Consider the following 13,209-nt stretch of genomic DNA (forward strand, 5'->3'; position numbering starts at 1 on the left):
GACGACGCCTGGGCCGAGCAGATCATCGTTGCGCGTTGGTGGGGCGGTGACGCTGCCGTCCCGGCGCCGCGGCGCGGCATCAGGACCGCATCCAGGTGGCGAAGGCATCGATGAGACCGGTGTAGAACTGCTCGCCTGGCACAGATCCGGGGTTCTTGCTGGCGTCGTAGAAGGCGACGTTGGTGAAGGTGGCTGACGCGGAGGCGTTGAGGTTCTTGTGGAAGGCGAGCTTGCCGCGGCCGAACCCGACGAAAAGCCAGAACACTCCGAGGGAAGCGGTGTTCTGCAGGAGGGAGGAGCGGACTTCGGCTTTGTCCCAGGGCTCGTCGGCGACGTTGCCCCAGCCCCAGTCGACCTGAGTGTGCAGCTGCCCGATGCGGCCGCGGTAGTTGTCCAGCCGGATCTCTTCCAGGAACGGCTCGTTGCCGCTGGAGAAGACCAGGGGCACGGTGCCGTCATCATCAAGGTTGGCCGACAGGGCCAGGACCCTCTCGGCGAAGGCCTGGACCGCGAAAGACTCGTACAGCTCCTCCATGTGCCAGTCATGGTCCAGTACAGGTCTCCCGAGTCCGGGCAGACCTGCCGGGTTTTCAGCAGCCCCGTTGCTGCCGGCCGGCCCAAGGTGCCGGTCAGTACAGCAGGCGGGATACCGCAGGCGCGTGCCATCTGGTCGAGTTCGCACAGGCCGCTGCCGGCTTGCGGATCGGTGTGCGCTGCAAGGTAGAGGTGTGCCGGTTTCGGCACCGGGCCGACTGCTTTTGCTGTAGAGGCGCGCAGTGCCCGGTTCAGGCGTGATGGAGGCTCTGCGGGAAGTCGAAGAGGTGGTCGGGGTCGTAGTCGTGAGCGATGGAGCGGAGGCGGTGGAGGTTGGGGCCGTAGTAGGCGGTGGGCCAGTCGGGAAGGTTGGGGTCGATGTAGTTGACGTATCCACCACCGATACCCAGGGCGCCGAGTCCGGCGACGATCTCGGCGACATTGCGGGTGACGTCGGGTTCGGAGGCCATGGTGGCGGAGGCGTAGATCTGGGCAGTGGCGAAGGCGTCGCGGTGCGGGAAGGCGGTCTGGGCGGTGACGGTGTCGGCGACCGCGCCGCCGAGCGGATCGAAGATGAGGCTGGTGCCGGTCCGGCCGGTCAGCAGGCGTGTCAGGGCCTGGGGGTCGGGGGTCGGGGTGGTGAGGATCCGGGAGGAGGCGACGAACGACTCGCGCAGGGGCTTGCCGGAGAAGAAACGCATGCCGTTGAAATAGTCACGGTCCTGGATGTTGCGGCCGGTGGGCACGACGCCTGCGCGGAGGATCAGGTCGTCGAGCAGCGGATAGCAGGCGGTGCTGGGGCCGACGAAGCAGCCAGCCACCCGGCAGCTGGGCGGGTTGCCACCGGAGATCTTGAAGTTGGCCCACATTTCCCTGGGGGCACCGGCGATCCAGGGCTGCCAGGCGGTGAGGATCTCGGTCACCTTGCCCTCGGGGAAGGTGAGGACGAAGACCGTCAGAGCGGGGGCGGGGTCGGTGGCGAAGGTGAAGCTGGTGACGATGGAGAGGTTGCCGCCTCCGCCACCGCGCAGGGCCCAGAAGAGATCGGGGGTAGCGGCGGCCGTGGCCGTCAGGACGCGGCCGCCGGCGGTGACAGCCTCCGCGGCGGTCAGATGGTCGCAGGTCAGGCCGAATTTGCGCTGCAGGACCCCGATGCCGCCGCCGAGGGTGACGCCGGCGATGCCGACGGTGAAGCACGATCCGGCAGGCAGGCAGCGGTTGGCCTGTCCCACGGCGCTGTAGACGGACCGCAGCGGTGCGCCGGCCCCGACCGTCACACTGCCGTCCCCGGCAGCGTCGACCTGGGACATCCGGCGCAGGTCGACGACCAGGCCGTCGGGCGGCGCCGAATACCCGACGTAGGAGTGGCCGCCGCTGCGCGCCGCCAGCGGCACCCGGCCGCCCGCGGCCACCACGGCCTCCGCCACATCCGCCGCGGACGCGCACTGCGCCACCGCGGCCGGAACATGGTCGTCGTGCAGCGGGTTGAAGCCTTTGCGGGCGTCGTCGAATCCCACATCGTCCGGCCGGAGCAACGTCCCTTCGAGCCGCCCGCGCAGGCCTTCCCAGTCCACCGCCGCCGGATCGTAACTCCCGGCGGCGGGTGCGCCGTCCCAGGAGGGGGTCTCTGCGCTTGTCGGGGCCGAGGAACCGGCCCGCGGCGCGTGGAACCCGGAGTCCCGCGCCATGGTCACCATCTCCGCTGCGAAGGAATCGGAACGCCGCGACGCGGCGGACGTCATCGACGCCCGGAGCGTCGGAAAGCGGTACCCTGAATAATGCGGACCATTCCACGCTAACACGGAACAATCACCCGCTCCATCGGAGGAAATGCGGTCCTCTCACCGGGCCTTGGCCAGCTGCGAGGACAGGCGGCAGCACATCGGCAGCGTGTGCGGCAGGACGCCCTCGGAGGCGATCCGGTACCTCACCTGCCGCAGCGTGCTCTTGAGCGGGGCATACCCCTCAACGATCTGTCGCGCCAGGTGACCAGTTCGTCGACGGCCTTGCCGGCGGACGAGGCCGGCTGATGGAGCTCGGGACCCCGGGGCGGGCGGTAGTGGGTCTCCAAGGTGTCGATGCCGTCGAGCCGGAGCTGTGCGCCGCCGCGGCGGTTGCGCCGCGCCCGCCGCCCACGCAGCAGGTCCCCCTGGTGGACGCGAGATCCGCAGAGCAGCAAGTGTCCAGGACGGCAGCACGTTTGAGACGTGTGTACGCGAGGCGGCTCACCTCCGCTCGCACGGAGAGAGGACAGGAAGGCCACGCTGCGGATCAGCCACCCCCGGGCCTTGAGTGCGTCGAGATGGGACTGGGCGCGTGTGCGATGCGCGGCGAGGGCAACTCGCCGTGCAGCTCCAAATCGGCTTTCTTCGTGATGTGCTCGGAGCTTGCGACCCGAAGAAAACCCGGTTGTAGGGTGATCATTTCGGTGTCTAACGTCGGCCGTCATCGGCGTGTAGCTCAGCAGCAGAGCACCGGGCTCGGGACCCGGAGGGCGCAGGGGCGGAACCTGCCACGCCGGCTTATGAACGACAACGTTGAGCAGCAGCCTCTCACCGCGGCCCCGTCCTATCCGGAAGCCCAACTGGCCAAGGCCTTCATGACCGCGCTGACCCACGGGGACGCCGACACCCGGCGCCGCGCCGAGGTGCGCGGGCAACGTTGGCGTGAGGTCCTCGCGGGAATGGCCGCAGGCCGGCTGTCGGTCGGTTCACGTACGCCCGTGGAGGGGCTTCCGCCCTGGGTGACTCTTGAGGTGGTGCGGGGCGGCTTCGCTACCGGGACCGCGAGCGCGGGTGGCCCGCTCCAGGCGTACGAGGTCGAGGCCGCGCGGAGTTTCGGGGTGCCCGCTGAGCGGCGCGCGCTCTTCGCATGCTGCCTCACCGAGCCCGGACTCGCCTGGCTGTGGGCCCGGTTGGACAGCGGCCACTACGAGATCGGCGTGCCCGAGGAGGCCGCGCTGCTCACCATGGCCTGGCTGGCCCGGCACGGGGAGATGAACGCGGCGCTCGGCCTCGTGGCGGAACTGGAGCCGTTCGCCGACCGGCTGCGGTTCCTGCCCCGCCCGGCGGACGGGCCTGCGCCGGACGCCATCGCGGCCGTCCACCGGTACACCGTCTCCGAGGCCGTCGACACCCTGACACGGCGGCGGCCCAACGCGGCCATCGAGACCCAGCGCGAGGCGCTCGCCGTATGGCAGCCGTTCGGCGACGAGCTGCTCGTCCACTGGCTGCGGACGGCGCAGGACGGACGGGTCCTCCAACTCGCCCCGGACGCCGACTGGCTGGCGCACGGAGAGGTCCTGCTCGGCCGCTACCGGCTGCTCGCCGCGGAACACACCCGCTGCACCAAGCACCGCAACCCCAAGAAGAACCTGGGCATTCTGCGCGGCGCGCTGGAGGAGACCGTCGCCGGACGGCCGCTGGAGATGCGCCGGCTCGGTCTGCTGCGGCATGCGGTGGAGTCCATGGTGCGGCGGCGCGGGCTGCCCGGCTCCGTTGCGCACACTGCCCTGCGCCGACGCCAGGCCGAGCAGGCGGTGCTTCCCTCCCACCACGCCCTGGCCCAGCTGATGCTGCGTCGGCTCGCCGTTCTCCCGCAGGAGACGGGCATCACCGATGTCGCCCCGCTCCTGGGCGCGGTGACCGAGGAGGAGAGCCGGGAGACCGGCCTGCCCGCCGGAGCCGTCGTACCGCCCACGATCCGCCAGGTGGTCGAGTCCACGCTGAGCGCACCGCTCGGCACGCTCGTGGAGCGGGGTGTCGTCCCGTCCGCTGAGGTCCTGGCCGAGCTGGTGCCGCAGTTGGTCGCCGCCACCACCGCGCAGGCGTACGGCGACGAGACACTGCAAGCGCTGATGGCCGCGAACTACCGGGCGTTCGGCAATCGCCGCTCATTGCTCCTGCTCAACCTGGAACGGCAGGTGCGCGTCGAGGAATTGCCCTGGGTACGGGCGGTGTCGGGGCAGCGATCCGCGGTGCTGGGCAAGCCGGACGGCGAAGGCGCGCTCGCCGTGCTGCGGCAGCTGGGTGAGCTGGCCGTGCGGGCCTTCCCGGGCACGATTCTGCCCAACCCGCTGGTCCGCGAGTTCGGCGTTCTTGAACGCCAGTGCGATCTGAGCGCCCCGTTCGTGGAGGAGTTGGCCGCCGACATCTTCATGGGCACATTCAGCCCGAAGTTCCTCACGGCGGCTCGGGTCGCGGGCGAGTTGCTCGACGGCACGCTGTACGAGCGTTACTACGGCATCGACTACGCGGCGATCCGCAACCTGGCGATCGCCGAGACCGGCGCGGCCCTGATCCGTTCTCACGGTGCCCGCACCTCTCCCGGTTTCGCGCGGCTGTGCGCCGAGCGGGCCGGGGCGGCGTCGCGGTCCTGGTCGGTCGCGGCGAACGGCACGGTGATCGAACAGGCGCAGATCCTCACCACACACAACTTGGCCACGCTGGTCCACCGGGTGGGCATCGCCCCGCGGCCCGGCTGGCCCGACCTGGCGCGCCGCTGCTTCGTGACCGTGTGCCGGCTGGCCTCCCGTGTGCACCGCAACCCGCGACCATTGGGCACCATCAAGGACACTGCGTACGCGTGGCGCCAGATGGTGTTCCATCTGTCCTTGTGCCCGCCGGAGGAGCAGCGGCGGGTCATCGCAGGTCTGGACGAGGAGACGGCCCGCCACCCCGCCCATGTCGCAACCCGACTGGCCCCCGCCCTGGCGGGCCTGGCCCTGGTCGCCGAGGGCGGTGCTTTCGGCGGTGACGGAACAGCGGACGATGGCCGTGCCCGGCGCTTTCTGGGGTGGAGCACCGACGGGCACTGGATACGGTGAGGGCAAAAGCGCGGGCGCGGCGGGTGACGCGGTCACCAGCTTGACGTCCGCAGCCGAGCGGATCAGGCCGCTGTGGACGACCCGCTCCCCAGCAGCATCACGAACAGCACTGTCACGCCGGCGGAGCGGATGGGATGATCTTCGGGTTGATCACGTCGGAGGAGATGTCCGTGGGGGCCGCATCGCCGTCGTGCAGAGGGCATCGGTACCCGAGCGGGTGCCGGTCATCCAGTCCTGGCGGGCCTGTTCGATCCCTTCCTGGGTGCGGCCGATCCAGTTCCAGAACATAGCGAACCCCGCACACATCAGCGCAGGTCAGCGGCGTTCCGGACCGCCGACGGTCAGCAAACCGGCAGCATCGGGCCCGAAGGAGTCAGCAGCCATGAGTGCCGCGGCCCCGGTCCGTGGGACGGGGCCGTTTTCAAGGAGTGTGAGCACCCGCGGTCGCGGTGATCGAAGCGCCCTCACCCGTACAAGATCCGATATCGGTCGGCGGCCGACAAGCAGGTGAAGGAATCCGGGTTCGCGCCCCAGGACAAGGCGATTGCGCGTTTGACGGAGGTCTGCAACGCGAAGAAGGCGGCGCCGCGGGCCCAGGCGAAGGCGGACCGGATCGCCAGGTACGGGGCGATACGGTTCGAGGAGTACGCCGCCCGGTGGAAGGCCGGGCAGCGGGACCCGGGAGCGGCCTCGGTGGTGCGCCTGGAGTCGCTGCCGACCATCCACCTGCCGCCGCTGCCGGGCAGTCGGCGGATGAGCACCTTCGAAACCAGACGTCGGGGGACCCCTGTGGGGCTCGCAAAGTCATCGATGCAGGGGGAGCCCGCGTGCACGCCCCCTCGGCGGTGGCGATGAACGCCCATGCCGAGAGGTTCGTCCGCAGCGTGCGGGCCGAACGCACCGACCAGATGCTGCTCCACAACGAGCAACACACACGGCGTGTGCTCGCCGAGTACGCCGAGCATGACAACTCCGGAAGGCCGCACCGGGCCCTGCAGCTGCGCGCACCAGCCGACGACCCGGACGTCATCCCACTCCCAGCCCAGCGGATCCAGCGCCACGACGTCCTCAGCGGACTCGTCCATGAGTACCGCGACACACCCTGACGGAGATCAGGACGCTCTGGCAAGCGCCCAGATCGACACACGTACGGACTTTTGACATCCAACAGGCCGCCCCACAGCCGGCTCATTGGCTTGCGGCGCTCTTCACGTATGCCTCGTACCCCTCCTCCTCCAGCCGCTCAGCCAGTTCCGGGCCGCCGGAGTCGACGATCCGGCCGTCCGCGAAGACGTGTACGTGATCGGGGTGGACGTAGCGCAGAATGCGCGTGTAGTGGGTGATCAGCAGGGTGGCGACCGCGCCGGTGGCGCGGACGCGGTTGACGCCCTCGGAGACGACGCGTAGCGCGTCGATGTCCAGACCGGAATCGGTCTCGTCCAGAATGGCGATCTTCGGCTTCAAGAGTTCCAGCTGAAGGATCTCGTGGCGCTTCTTCTCGCCCCCGGAGAAGCCCTCGTTCACGTTCCGCTCGGCGAAGGACGGGTCGATCTGCAGCCGCTCCATCGCCGCCTGGACCTCCTTCAGCCAGGTGCGCAGTCGCGGGGCCTCACCGCGCACGGCGGTGGCGGCCGACCGCAGGAAGTTGACCATGGAGACGCCGGGAACCTCGACCGGGTACTGCATGGCGAGGAACAGGCCGGCCCGCGCCCGCTCGTCGACCTTCATGGCGAGCAGGTCCTCTCCGTCCAGGAGAACTGTGCCGGAGGTGACCTGGTATTTGGGATGCCCGGCGAGAGCATAGGCGAGGGTGGTCTTGCCGGAGCCGTTGGGCCCCATGAGGGCGTGTGTCTCGCCCTGTCGCACGGTCAGGTCGACACCGCGGAGGATCTCCCTCGGACCGTGATCGGTCAGGACCTGGCAGTGCAGGTGGTCGATGACCAGCGTTGCCATGCCTTCTCACCCCTCTTCTTCCTCGTGGAAACGGGACACGGCCGATCAGCGGGGCACTATGGACCTGCACGCGGAGCGTGCCGGTGATGGGGCTCACCGCAAACCGCGGCAGTATGCCGCTGACGGCCCCGGTCCCATGGCGTGACCAGGGGGAGGCGGTGGAAATCGACGTGATCGTGGAGATCCACGAGGGATCCCGCAACTAATACGAGAGGGACCACGAACTGCACCGCATCCGGCTGGACCGCATGCTGTTCACCTCGACCGAGTACCCGGCCGACCACGGCTTCACCGAGGGAACACTCGAGCGCGACGGGACCCGCTCGACGCACTTGTCATGGTCGGCGAACCGACGTTTCCCGGATGCCTGATCGAATGCCGGGCTGTCGGCATGTTCTGCATGAAGGACGAGCGCGGCCCGGACGAGAAGATCCTCTGCATGCCCGCCCACGTCCAGGACACAAGGGACAGCCCCGCCCTCGACGAGTTGGAGATCACCTACTCCTTCGAGACCCATAGGGCCTCGCGCCCGGCAAGAGCGCCAAGTCGCACTGGGCGGGCTAGCGGCCCGGTAGCGGTTTTCCGCGGCTTGCGAAACTGCTCACTCCAGGCAGCCGCCCCCGGAAAAGGAGGTTCAGCTCTGCGCCCGTGCCTCGGCTCTCGGTGCTGCCTCCAGTCCGGCAGCAGGAGAGTCGCACGCTCTCGCGCGTTGCACCCGCTCGGACGCGACGGGGCCCTCCCCCGAGGGGGAGGGCTGGGGGAGGGTCCCGCGGGGTGGGCCGGTGGAACGTCAGGCGGCGACCGGGGTCTGTTCGGCCGTGCGTTGTTCCGCGGTCCGCGGGCCGTTGTGGCGGGTGAAGAGCCGGTCCAGGCCGAAGGCGCCGGAGCCGGTGAACACCAGCAGGAACATGGCCCAGCAGTACATGGCCGCGCCCTCGCCGCTGTTCTGGAGCGGCCACAGGGCCTCCGGCTGGTGCACGCTGAAGTAGGCGTAGGCCATGGCGCCCGACGATATGAACGCGGCGGCCCGGGTGCCCAGGCCGAGCAGGACCAGGCTGCCGCCGACGAGTTCGATCACGGCCGCGTACCAGTTGGGCCAGGCCCCGGGTTCGGCGGTGCCGCCGCTGCCGTGCGCGCCACCGAGCACACCGAACAGTGCGGCGGCGCCGTGGCAGGCGAACAGCAGCCCGACGACGATGCGGAAAAGGCCGAGAGCGTACGGCTCGGCGCTGTTGAGGCGTCCGGACATGTGGGAGGTCTCCTTCGGTAGACCGGTCCGGCCCGAAAGGGACCGGACCGGGGACGGGGACCGAGTCGAAACCCCGCATCAGGTGCACCCCATTCATGCCCGCAAATGCGACAGTCGACTTGGGGGTGACGCGGGAATGAAGGGTCAACCGCTTGCCGTCGCGGGTGAATACGGCTCGACCCCGCCCTCACGCTCAAGGGTGTAACCGTATGCACACCCAGAGTCACACTCTGCGGCCAGGTGTGACTTCGCGCGAGCCGAGCCGAGCCGAGCGTGTCCGCGTCACCCGCTCGGTCCGGTCTCCGCCACCGCCCTCAGCCGGCCGCCCGCGGCCGTCCCCGGTGCCGGGCGCTCCGCCACGCGCGCGTGCTCCAGTCAGCGGGTGCGGCAACGCCGCCAGGAACACCCGATCGCCCGCATCGAATCGTGGCCCGCTCCGGGCCGGCCGCCGCTCGAGCACCGTGATCTGATGACGCAGCGCGAGAATCCCCACGTCCTTGCCCCGGTCGCTCATCGGCAGCAGGCGCAGCACGGCGAACGCGTTGGTCGCCCCCAGGCAAGCCAGTCGCAACAGCACGATCGATCATGTTGCCGCGGCCATCGACGGCCGCGGCAGAGCGCCGATTCGAGCGACGGCCCTCAGGGTCCGGCACTCCCCCACACCGGCTCCCAGCAGGACGGATGAGGATTTCGACACGGGCAGCGTCGGCGTGCGGTGCAGTCCTACGTGACAGCGACGAACCTGCGGTGCCAGGCGAGCAGGGCAGTGGGGGTGACCGGGAAGACCTCGCGCCAGCGTCGCCGGGGTATCAGCACGGACAGAGCGGCGCACCGGAACCGGTCGCCGGCTCGGAGCGGACCGGACCGGACCGGACCGGCGATCTGACGGCGCAGGACCGCATTCTCGCGCCGCGGCGCGAGCAGCTCAACGTCCTTGGCGGTGTCGCGGCGGGCAGCATCGACGGGACGGACAGCAACCCTCCGGGCCACCTTGTACAGCAGGGATACGGTCACGCGGACATGCTCCCGGGGCCGAACCGCACCACTCCCACCTGCACCGCCGGCTTTTCGAGCGGGACAAGGGGCAGCTTCGTCGCCGATCCCGGTACTGCTGTGTCCGGCGGCGACCACATCGACGGGCACTGGTAAGCGGAGAGCCTGGCGGCCGGCTCCCCCCTCCCCCGGCCGTGTTCAGTCGTGCCCACGGACATCCGTCCACCACTATGGCGGGAAGGATCCGATCTGCCTGGAGGTCTTGCATGCACCGTGATGGTTTTCCTGCCCCGGATTCCGGGCTCCTCCTCACCCACTTCCTGACGGTGGCCGACGTAGCCCGATCTCGCGCCTTCTACACCGACGTTCTCGGCGGTGAGGTGGTGCTCGAGGAGAACCCCTGCACCATCAAGCTCGGCAACGGATGGATCATCATGAACCCGGGCGGCGGCCCCACCCCGGACAAGCCAGACGTCACCCTGCGCCCGCCCACCGACCCCAGCACGGTCAGCGGCTTCCTCAACCTCCGCGTCGCCGACATCGAGACATGCCACCGAGAGTGGAGTGCGAAGGGCGCCGAATTCCTCACGCCACCCATCGATCGCACGGCCGAGCTGCGGTGCTACTTGCGCGACCCGGACGGCTATCTCATCGAAGTCGGGCAGGCCACCGGCATGCTGCACGGCGTCTACGCCGACCCGCCCGCCGGTACCGGCTAGTGCCGCATCAGACACGTTCACCCCGTTGACGACCTTGCGTAACGGGTGTCGGCGCCGTGGCGATTCCGCACCGTCGGGACCGCATCCTCGCTGCGCGGTTCAGGATGCAGCCGCCCTTGTGGACTGTCAGCCGGGATCGGTCGGCGGTTCCGCGGTACCGACGATGAAGCTGCCTCCCACGGTCCGGACATCGGCTGACCACCCCAGCGCGGCGAGCTTGTCCGTGAGTTCTCCGGCGTCGTGGAAGACCTTCACGACGCGATACGGGCTGCCGTCGTCGAGTCGGCGCTGCACCGCAGGGATGGGCTGCTGGACGAGAACTTCCTCGCGGGCGGCCTCTGCGGGGCCATCGTCGACGAAGATCGCTTTGCCGTGCGGTGCCAGCGCGGCGGCGATGGTGTTCCAGAAGTCCGGTAGGCGGGACGGCGGGATGTGGGAGAGCCAGAAGGCGAAGAACACGGTGTCGTAGCGGCGCGGCGGCCGCCAGGTGAACAGATCGGCCTGAATGAACTGGACGTTGGGGGAAACGACCCGCGCACGCGCGATACCCAGCGTCTCGTCCGACACGTCGACGGCGGTCACAGAGCGCGCCCGAGCAACGAGCGCCCCGGTCCACTGACCCGTTCCGCAGGCCAGCTCCAGCACGTCCCCGACAATCGGGAGGTCGTCCGCCGTAGCCAGCAACTCCCGCAGTTCCTCGCGCTCGGCATAGGGCCGGTCGTATCCGCCCGCGTGGGCCCGGTAGTAGGCGATCTGCTCCGTTAAAAGGGCATCCTCATCGCTGTCCACGGCCGCGACCCTACCGATCGTGTCAGCCTCCCGTCCCGCCCAGTGCGGCACCGGCGACAACCCGCAGGGCACGCTCCCGTGGCCTGCGCCTCTCCTCGCCGCACCCTGCCTCCTGCGGCGGACAAAGTGCGGCCGCCCGGCGCCCCCGGGAGGGTCGGACTGCCCCGGCCCGGCAGGACGCGCCCCGCGAGCCCGCGCGTGTTCCTCGAGCGCCCGGCCCGGGGCTGCGGCAGATGCGCGCCGGGCGACGTGGGGAGGGGCCGGGTGAACGCCTGCTGTGCGGCGTTCCCGGCCGGGCCGGGTCAAGTTGCCCGGCACCGGGCGGAACGCTCCGAAGGTGGCCCGCCCTCCACCGCCATGCAGCACCTGGGCATGACGCTGTCCCTGTGAGAGCAAGCCGCTGGACGCGCCCCAGGCCCGGAAGCGAGGTGCGTGGCGAGGTGGTGGTGACCGGCCGTGCCGGGCACCTGCGCAGCGGTGGCGGGGTGCGGATCGGCGAGGCGGTCTGTTGCCGTCGGCCGGGATCCGGAATGCTCCTGCGGCATGAGTAGACCCGTGAGACGCACCATCCGCATGCGCCACTGGATCTGGCCCGTCGTCGCCGTCGTGGTCGCGGCGACGTTCAGCTGGAGCTCGCCCGCGGGGGCGGACGGTGACCGGACCGGGCTGCCGGAGGCCATCGACACGCTCCTCGGCGACGCCCGCATGGACGGCGGCGCCGCAAGCGTCGTCGTCGCCGAGGCGAAGACCGGCGCCGTCCTTTATCAGCATCTGCCGAGCGGGCGGCTCATGCCCGCCTCCAACACCAAGTTGCTCACCTCGGCCGCGGCCATGGCGCTGCTCGGCCCCGACCACCGCTTCACCACCGACGTCCTGTCGACCGGTACCCGGCACGGCTCCGTGCTCGACGGCGACCTGTATCTGCGCGGCACCGGCGATCCGACCCTGCTCGCCGAGGACTACGACCGGCTCGCCGCCGCGCTCGCCGACTCGGGGGTGCGGCGCGTCACCGGGCGCCTGGTCGCCGACGACACCCGCTTCGACGACCAACGGCTCGGCCGCTCCTGGGCCTCCGACGACGAATCCTCGTACTACTCGGCGCAGACCTCCGCGCTGAGCGTCGCCCCCGACACCGACTACGACACCGGCACGGTCCTCGTGCATGCGGCGCCGGGGGACAAGCCCGGCGACCGGCCGCGCACCACCGTCACCCCGGCCAACCACTACGTCCACCTCGACGTGCGCGCGACCACCGTCGACCGGGACGGCCCGAGCGACCTCACCGTCGAGCGGCAGCACGGCGCCAACACCGTCACCGTCAGCGGCACCCTGCCTGTGGGCGGCGCCACCGCCAAGGAGTGGGTCAGCGTCTGGGAGCCCACCGGCTACGCCGCGGACGTCTTCCGCGACGCGCTGGCCGCGCACGGCGTGCGCGTCACCGGGGCGACCCGGCTCGGCGAGGCGGCTCCGAAGGGCGCGCGCAGGCTCGCCACGCACGAGTCCATGCCCCTCAAGAAGCTGCTGATCCCGTTCCTGAAGCTGTCCAACAACATGCACGCCGAGGCGCTGACCAAGGCGATCGGATACGAGACCTCCGGGCGCGGCACCTGGGATGCCGGCCTCGCCGGCATCAGCGGCTACCTCAAGCGCGTCGGCGTCGACCCGGGCAAGCTGCGCCAGGTCGACGGTTCCGGGCTGTCCCGGATGAACGGAGTCCCCGCGGACCAGCTCGCCAAGCTGCTCCTGTCGGTGCGCACCGAGCCCTGGTACGCCGACTGGTACCGGGCCCTCCCGGTGGCCTGTGACCCGAACCGCTCCGTCGGCGGTACGTTGCGCTCGCGTCTGTGCGGCACACCGGCCGCGCTCAACGCGCGTGGCAAGACGGGGTCGTTGACGGGCGCGTCGGCCCTGTCGGGATACGTCACCGACGCGGGCGGACGCGAACTCGTCTACAGCGTCGTCCTCAACAACTACCTCGTCGGCTCGGTCAAGAGCATCGAGGACGCCATCGTGGCCACCCTCGCCTCGTCCGACGAGAACCGGGCGGTGACGGTGCGGCCGAAGGCCGTCCGGAGCACGGAGAGCAACGGGGACCTGGAGTGCTCGTGGCGCAAGCCGGCGCAGTGCTGAGGCACCCCTGGGCGCTC

Annotated in this window: 12 protein-coding genes, 1 tRNA gene and 1 pseudogene; 6 read left to right on the forward strand and 8 right to left on the reverse strand. The window is 70.2% G+C overall.

Annotated features, from left to right (window positions below; translation table 11 throughout):
* Window positions 1–79 precede the first annotated feature (79 nt).
* Window positions 80–682 carry a VWA domain-containing protein gene (locus ACTWJ9_RS00495; protein ID WP_388707861.1) on the reverse strand — a complete coding sequence of 201 codons (603 nt, stop codon included), beginning with the start codon at window positions 680–682 and terminating at the stop codon, window positions 80–82.
* A gap of 103 nt (window positions 683–785) precedes the next feature.
* A complete protein-coding gene (locus ACTWJ9_RS00500) occupies window positions 786–2,276 on the reverse strand; it encodes an FAD-dependent oxidoreductase (RefSeq protein WP_387037977.1) in 1,491 nt (496 codons plus the stop codon).
* Window positions 2,277–2,983: 707 nt separating this feature from the next.
* On the opposite strand from ACTWJ9_RS00500, the gene ACTWJ9_RS00505 reads away from it, so the two are divergent.
* Window positions 2,984–3,055, forward strand: a tRNA-Pro gene (locus tag ACTWJ9_RS00505).
* 3 nt (window positions 3,056–3,058) lie between these two features.
* Window positions 3,059–5,359 (forward strand): hypothetical protein, encoded by a 2,301-nt coding sequence (locus tag ACTWJ9_RS00510; RefSeq protein WP_388707855.1) that lies wholly within the window; start codon window positions 3,059–3,061, stop codon window positions 5,357–5,359.
* Window positions 5,360–5,823: 464 nt separating this feature from the next.
* On the opposite strand, the gene ACTWJ9_RS00515 is transcribed toward ACTWJ9_RS00510, so the two are convergent.
* The gene (locus ACTWJ9_RS00515) at window positions 5,824–6,120 is read right to left on the reverse strand and encodes a hypothetical protein (protein WP_443295020.1); all 297 of its coding nucleotides are present in this window, start codon (window positions 6,118–6,120) and stop codon (window positions 5,824–5,826) included.
* Between the two features lie 66 nt (window positions 6,121–6,186).
* Here ACTWJ9_RS00515 and ACTWJ9_RS00520 point away from each other — a divergent pair, with 66 nt between their 5' ends.
* Complete coding sequence (locus ACTWJ9_RS00520) at window positions 6,187–6,465, forward strand: integrase core domain-containing protein (protein WP_279332002.1); 279 nt, start codon at window positions 6,187–6,189, stop codon at window positions 6,463–6,465.
* 82 nt (window positions 6,466–6,547) lie between these two features.
* Here ACTWJ9_RS00520 and sufC read toward each other — a convergent pair whose 3' ends face one another.
* The gene (sufC, locus tag ACTWJ9_RS00525) at window positions 6,548–7,312 is read right to left on the reverse strand and encodes a Fe-S cluster assembly ATPase SufC (protein WP_279332003.1); all 765 of its coding nucleotides are present in this window, start codon (window positions 7,310–7,312) and stop codon (window positions 6,548–6,550) included.
* Window positions 7,313–7,470: 158 nt separating this feature from the next.
* On the opposite strand from sufC, the pseudogene ACTWJ9_RS00530 reads away from it, so the two are divergent.
* Window positions 7,471–7,876: pseudogene (locus tag ACTWJ9_RS00530) on the forward strand (inorganic diphosphatase).
* Window positions 7,877–8,102: 226 nt separating this feature from the next.
* Here ACTWJ9_RS00530 and ACTWJ9_RS00535 read toward each other — a convergent pair.
* The 3 genes from ACTWJ9_RS00535 to ACTWJ9_RS00545 form a co-directional block, all read right to left on the reverse strand.
* Complete coding sequence (locus ACTWJ9_RS00535) at window positions 8,103–8,561, reverse strand: DoxX family protein (RefSeq protein WP_279332004.1); 459 nt, start codon at window positions 8,559–8,561, stop codon at window positions 8,103–8,105.
* 223 nt (window positions 8,562–8,784) lie between these two features.
* A complete protein-coding gene (locus ACTWJ9_RS00540; protein WP_279332005.1) occupies window positions 8,785–9,138 on the reverse strand; it encodes a hypothetical protein in 354 nt (117 codons plus the stop codon).
* A 146-nt stretch (window positions 9,139–9,284) separates the two neighbouring features.
* Window positions 9,285–9,575 (reverse strand): integrase, encoded by a 291-nt coding sequence (locus ACTWJ9_RS00545; protein ID WP_443295022.1) that lies wholly within the window; start codon window positions 9,573–9,575, stop codon window positions 9,285–9,287.
* A gap of 245 nt (window positions 9,576–9,820) precedes the next feature.
* Here ACTWJ9_RS00545 and ACTWJ9_RS00550 point away from each other — a divergent pair, with 245 nt between their 5' ends.
* Window positions 9,821–10,273: a VOC family protein gene (locus tag ACTWJ9_RS00550; RefSeq protein WP_387037987.1), complete on the forward strand. Its 453-nt coding sequence runs from the start codon at window positions 9,821–9,823 to the stop codon at window positions 10,271–10,273.
* A 126-nt stretch (window positions 10,274–10,399) separates the two neighbouring features.
* On the opposite strand, the gene ACTWJ9_RS00555 is transcribed toward ACTWJ9_RS00550, so the two are convergent.
* Window positions 10,400–11,062 (reverse strand): class I SAM-dependent methyltransferase, encoded by a 663-nt coding sequence (locus ACTWJ9_RS00555; protein WP_443295023.1) that lies wholly within the window; start codon window positions 11,060–11,062, stop codon window positions 10,400–10,402.
* A gap of 543 nt (window positions 11,063–11,605) precedes the next feature.
* On the opposite strand from ACTWJ9_RS00555, the gene dacB reads away from it, so the two are divergent.
* On the forward strand, window positions 11,606–13,192 hold the full coding sequence (gene dacB, locus ACTWJ9_RS00560) for a D-alanyl-D-alanine carboxypeptidase/D-alanyl-D-alanine endopeptidase (protein WP_443295024.1): 1,587 nt from the start codon (window positions 11,606–11,608) through the stop codon (window positions 13,190–13,192).
* Window positions 13,193–13,209 lie beyond the last annotated feature (17 nt).

Origin of the sequence: Streptomyces sp. GDS52 (assembly GCF_052246875.1) — a bacterium.
GTDB classification, from domain to species: Bacteria; Actinomycetota; Actinomycetes; order Streptomycetales; family Streptomycetaceae; genus Streptomyces; species Streptomyces cathayae.

Coding starts and splice junctions, on each gene's coding strand:
- ACTWJ9_RS00510 (WP_388707855.1), top strand. CDS start 3,059: ATGAACGACAACGTTGAGCAGCAGCCTCTCACCGCGGCCCCGTCCTAT.
- ACTWJ9_RS00535 (WP_279332004.1), bottom strand. CDS start 8,561: ATGTCCGGACGCCTCAACAGCGCCGAGCCGTACGCTCTCGGCCTTTTC.
- ACTWJ9_RS00500 (WP_387037977.1), bottom strand. CDS start 2,276: ATGACGTCCGCCGCGTCGCGGCGTTCCGATTCCTTCGCAGCGGAGATG.
- dacB (WP_443295024.1), top strand. CDS start 11,606: ATGAGTAGACCCGTGAGACGCACCATCCGCATGCGCCACTGGATCTGG.
- sufC (WP_279332003.1), bottom strand. CDS start 7,312: ATGGCAACGCTGGTCATCGACCACCTGCACTGCCAGGTCCTGACCGAT.
- ACTWJ9_RS00550 (WP_387037987.1), top strand. CDS start 9,821: ATGCACCGTGATGGTTTTCCTGCCCCGGATTCCGGGCTCCTCCTCACC.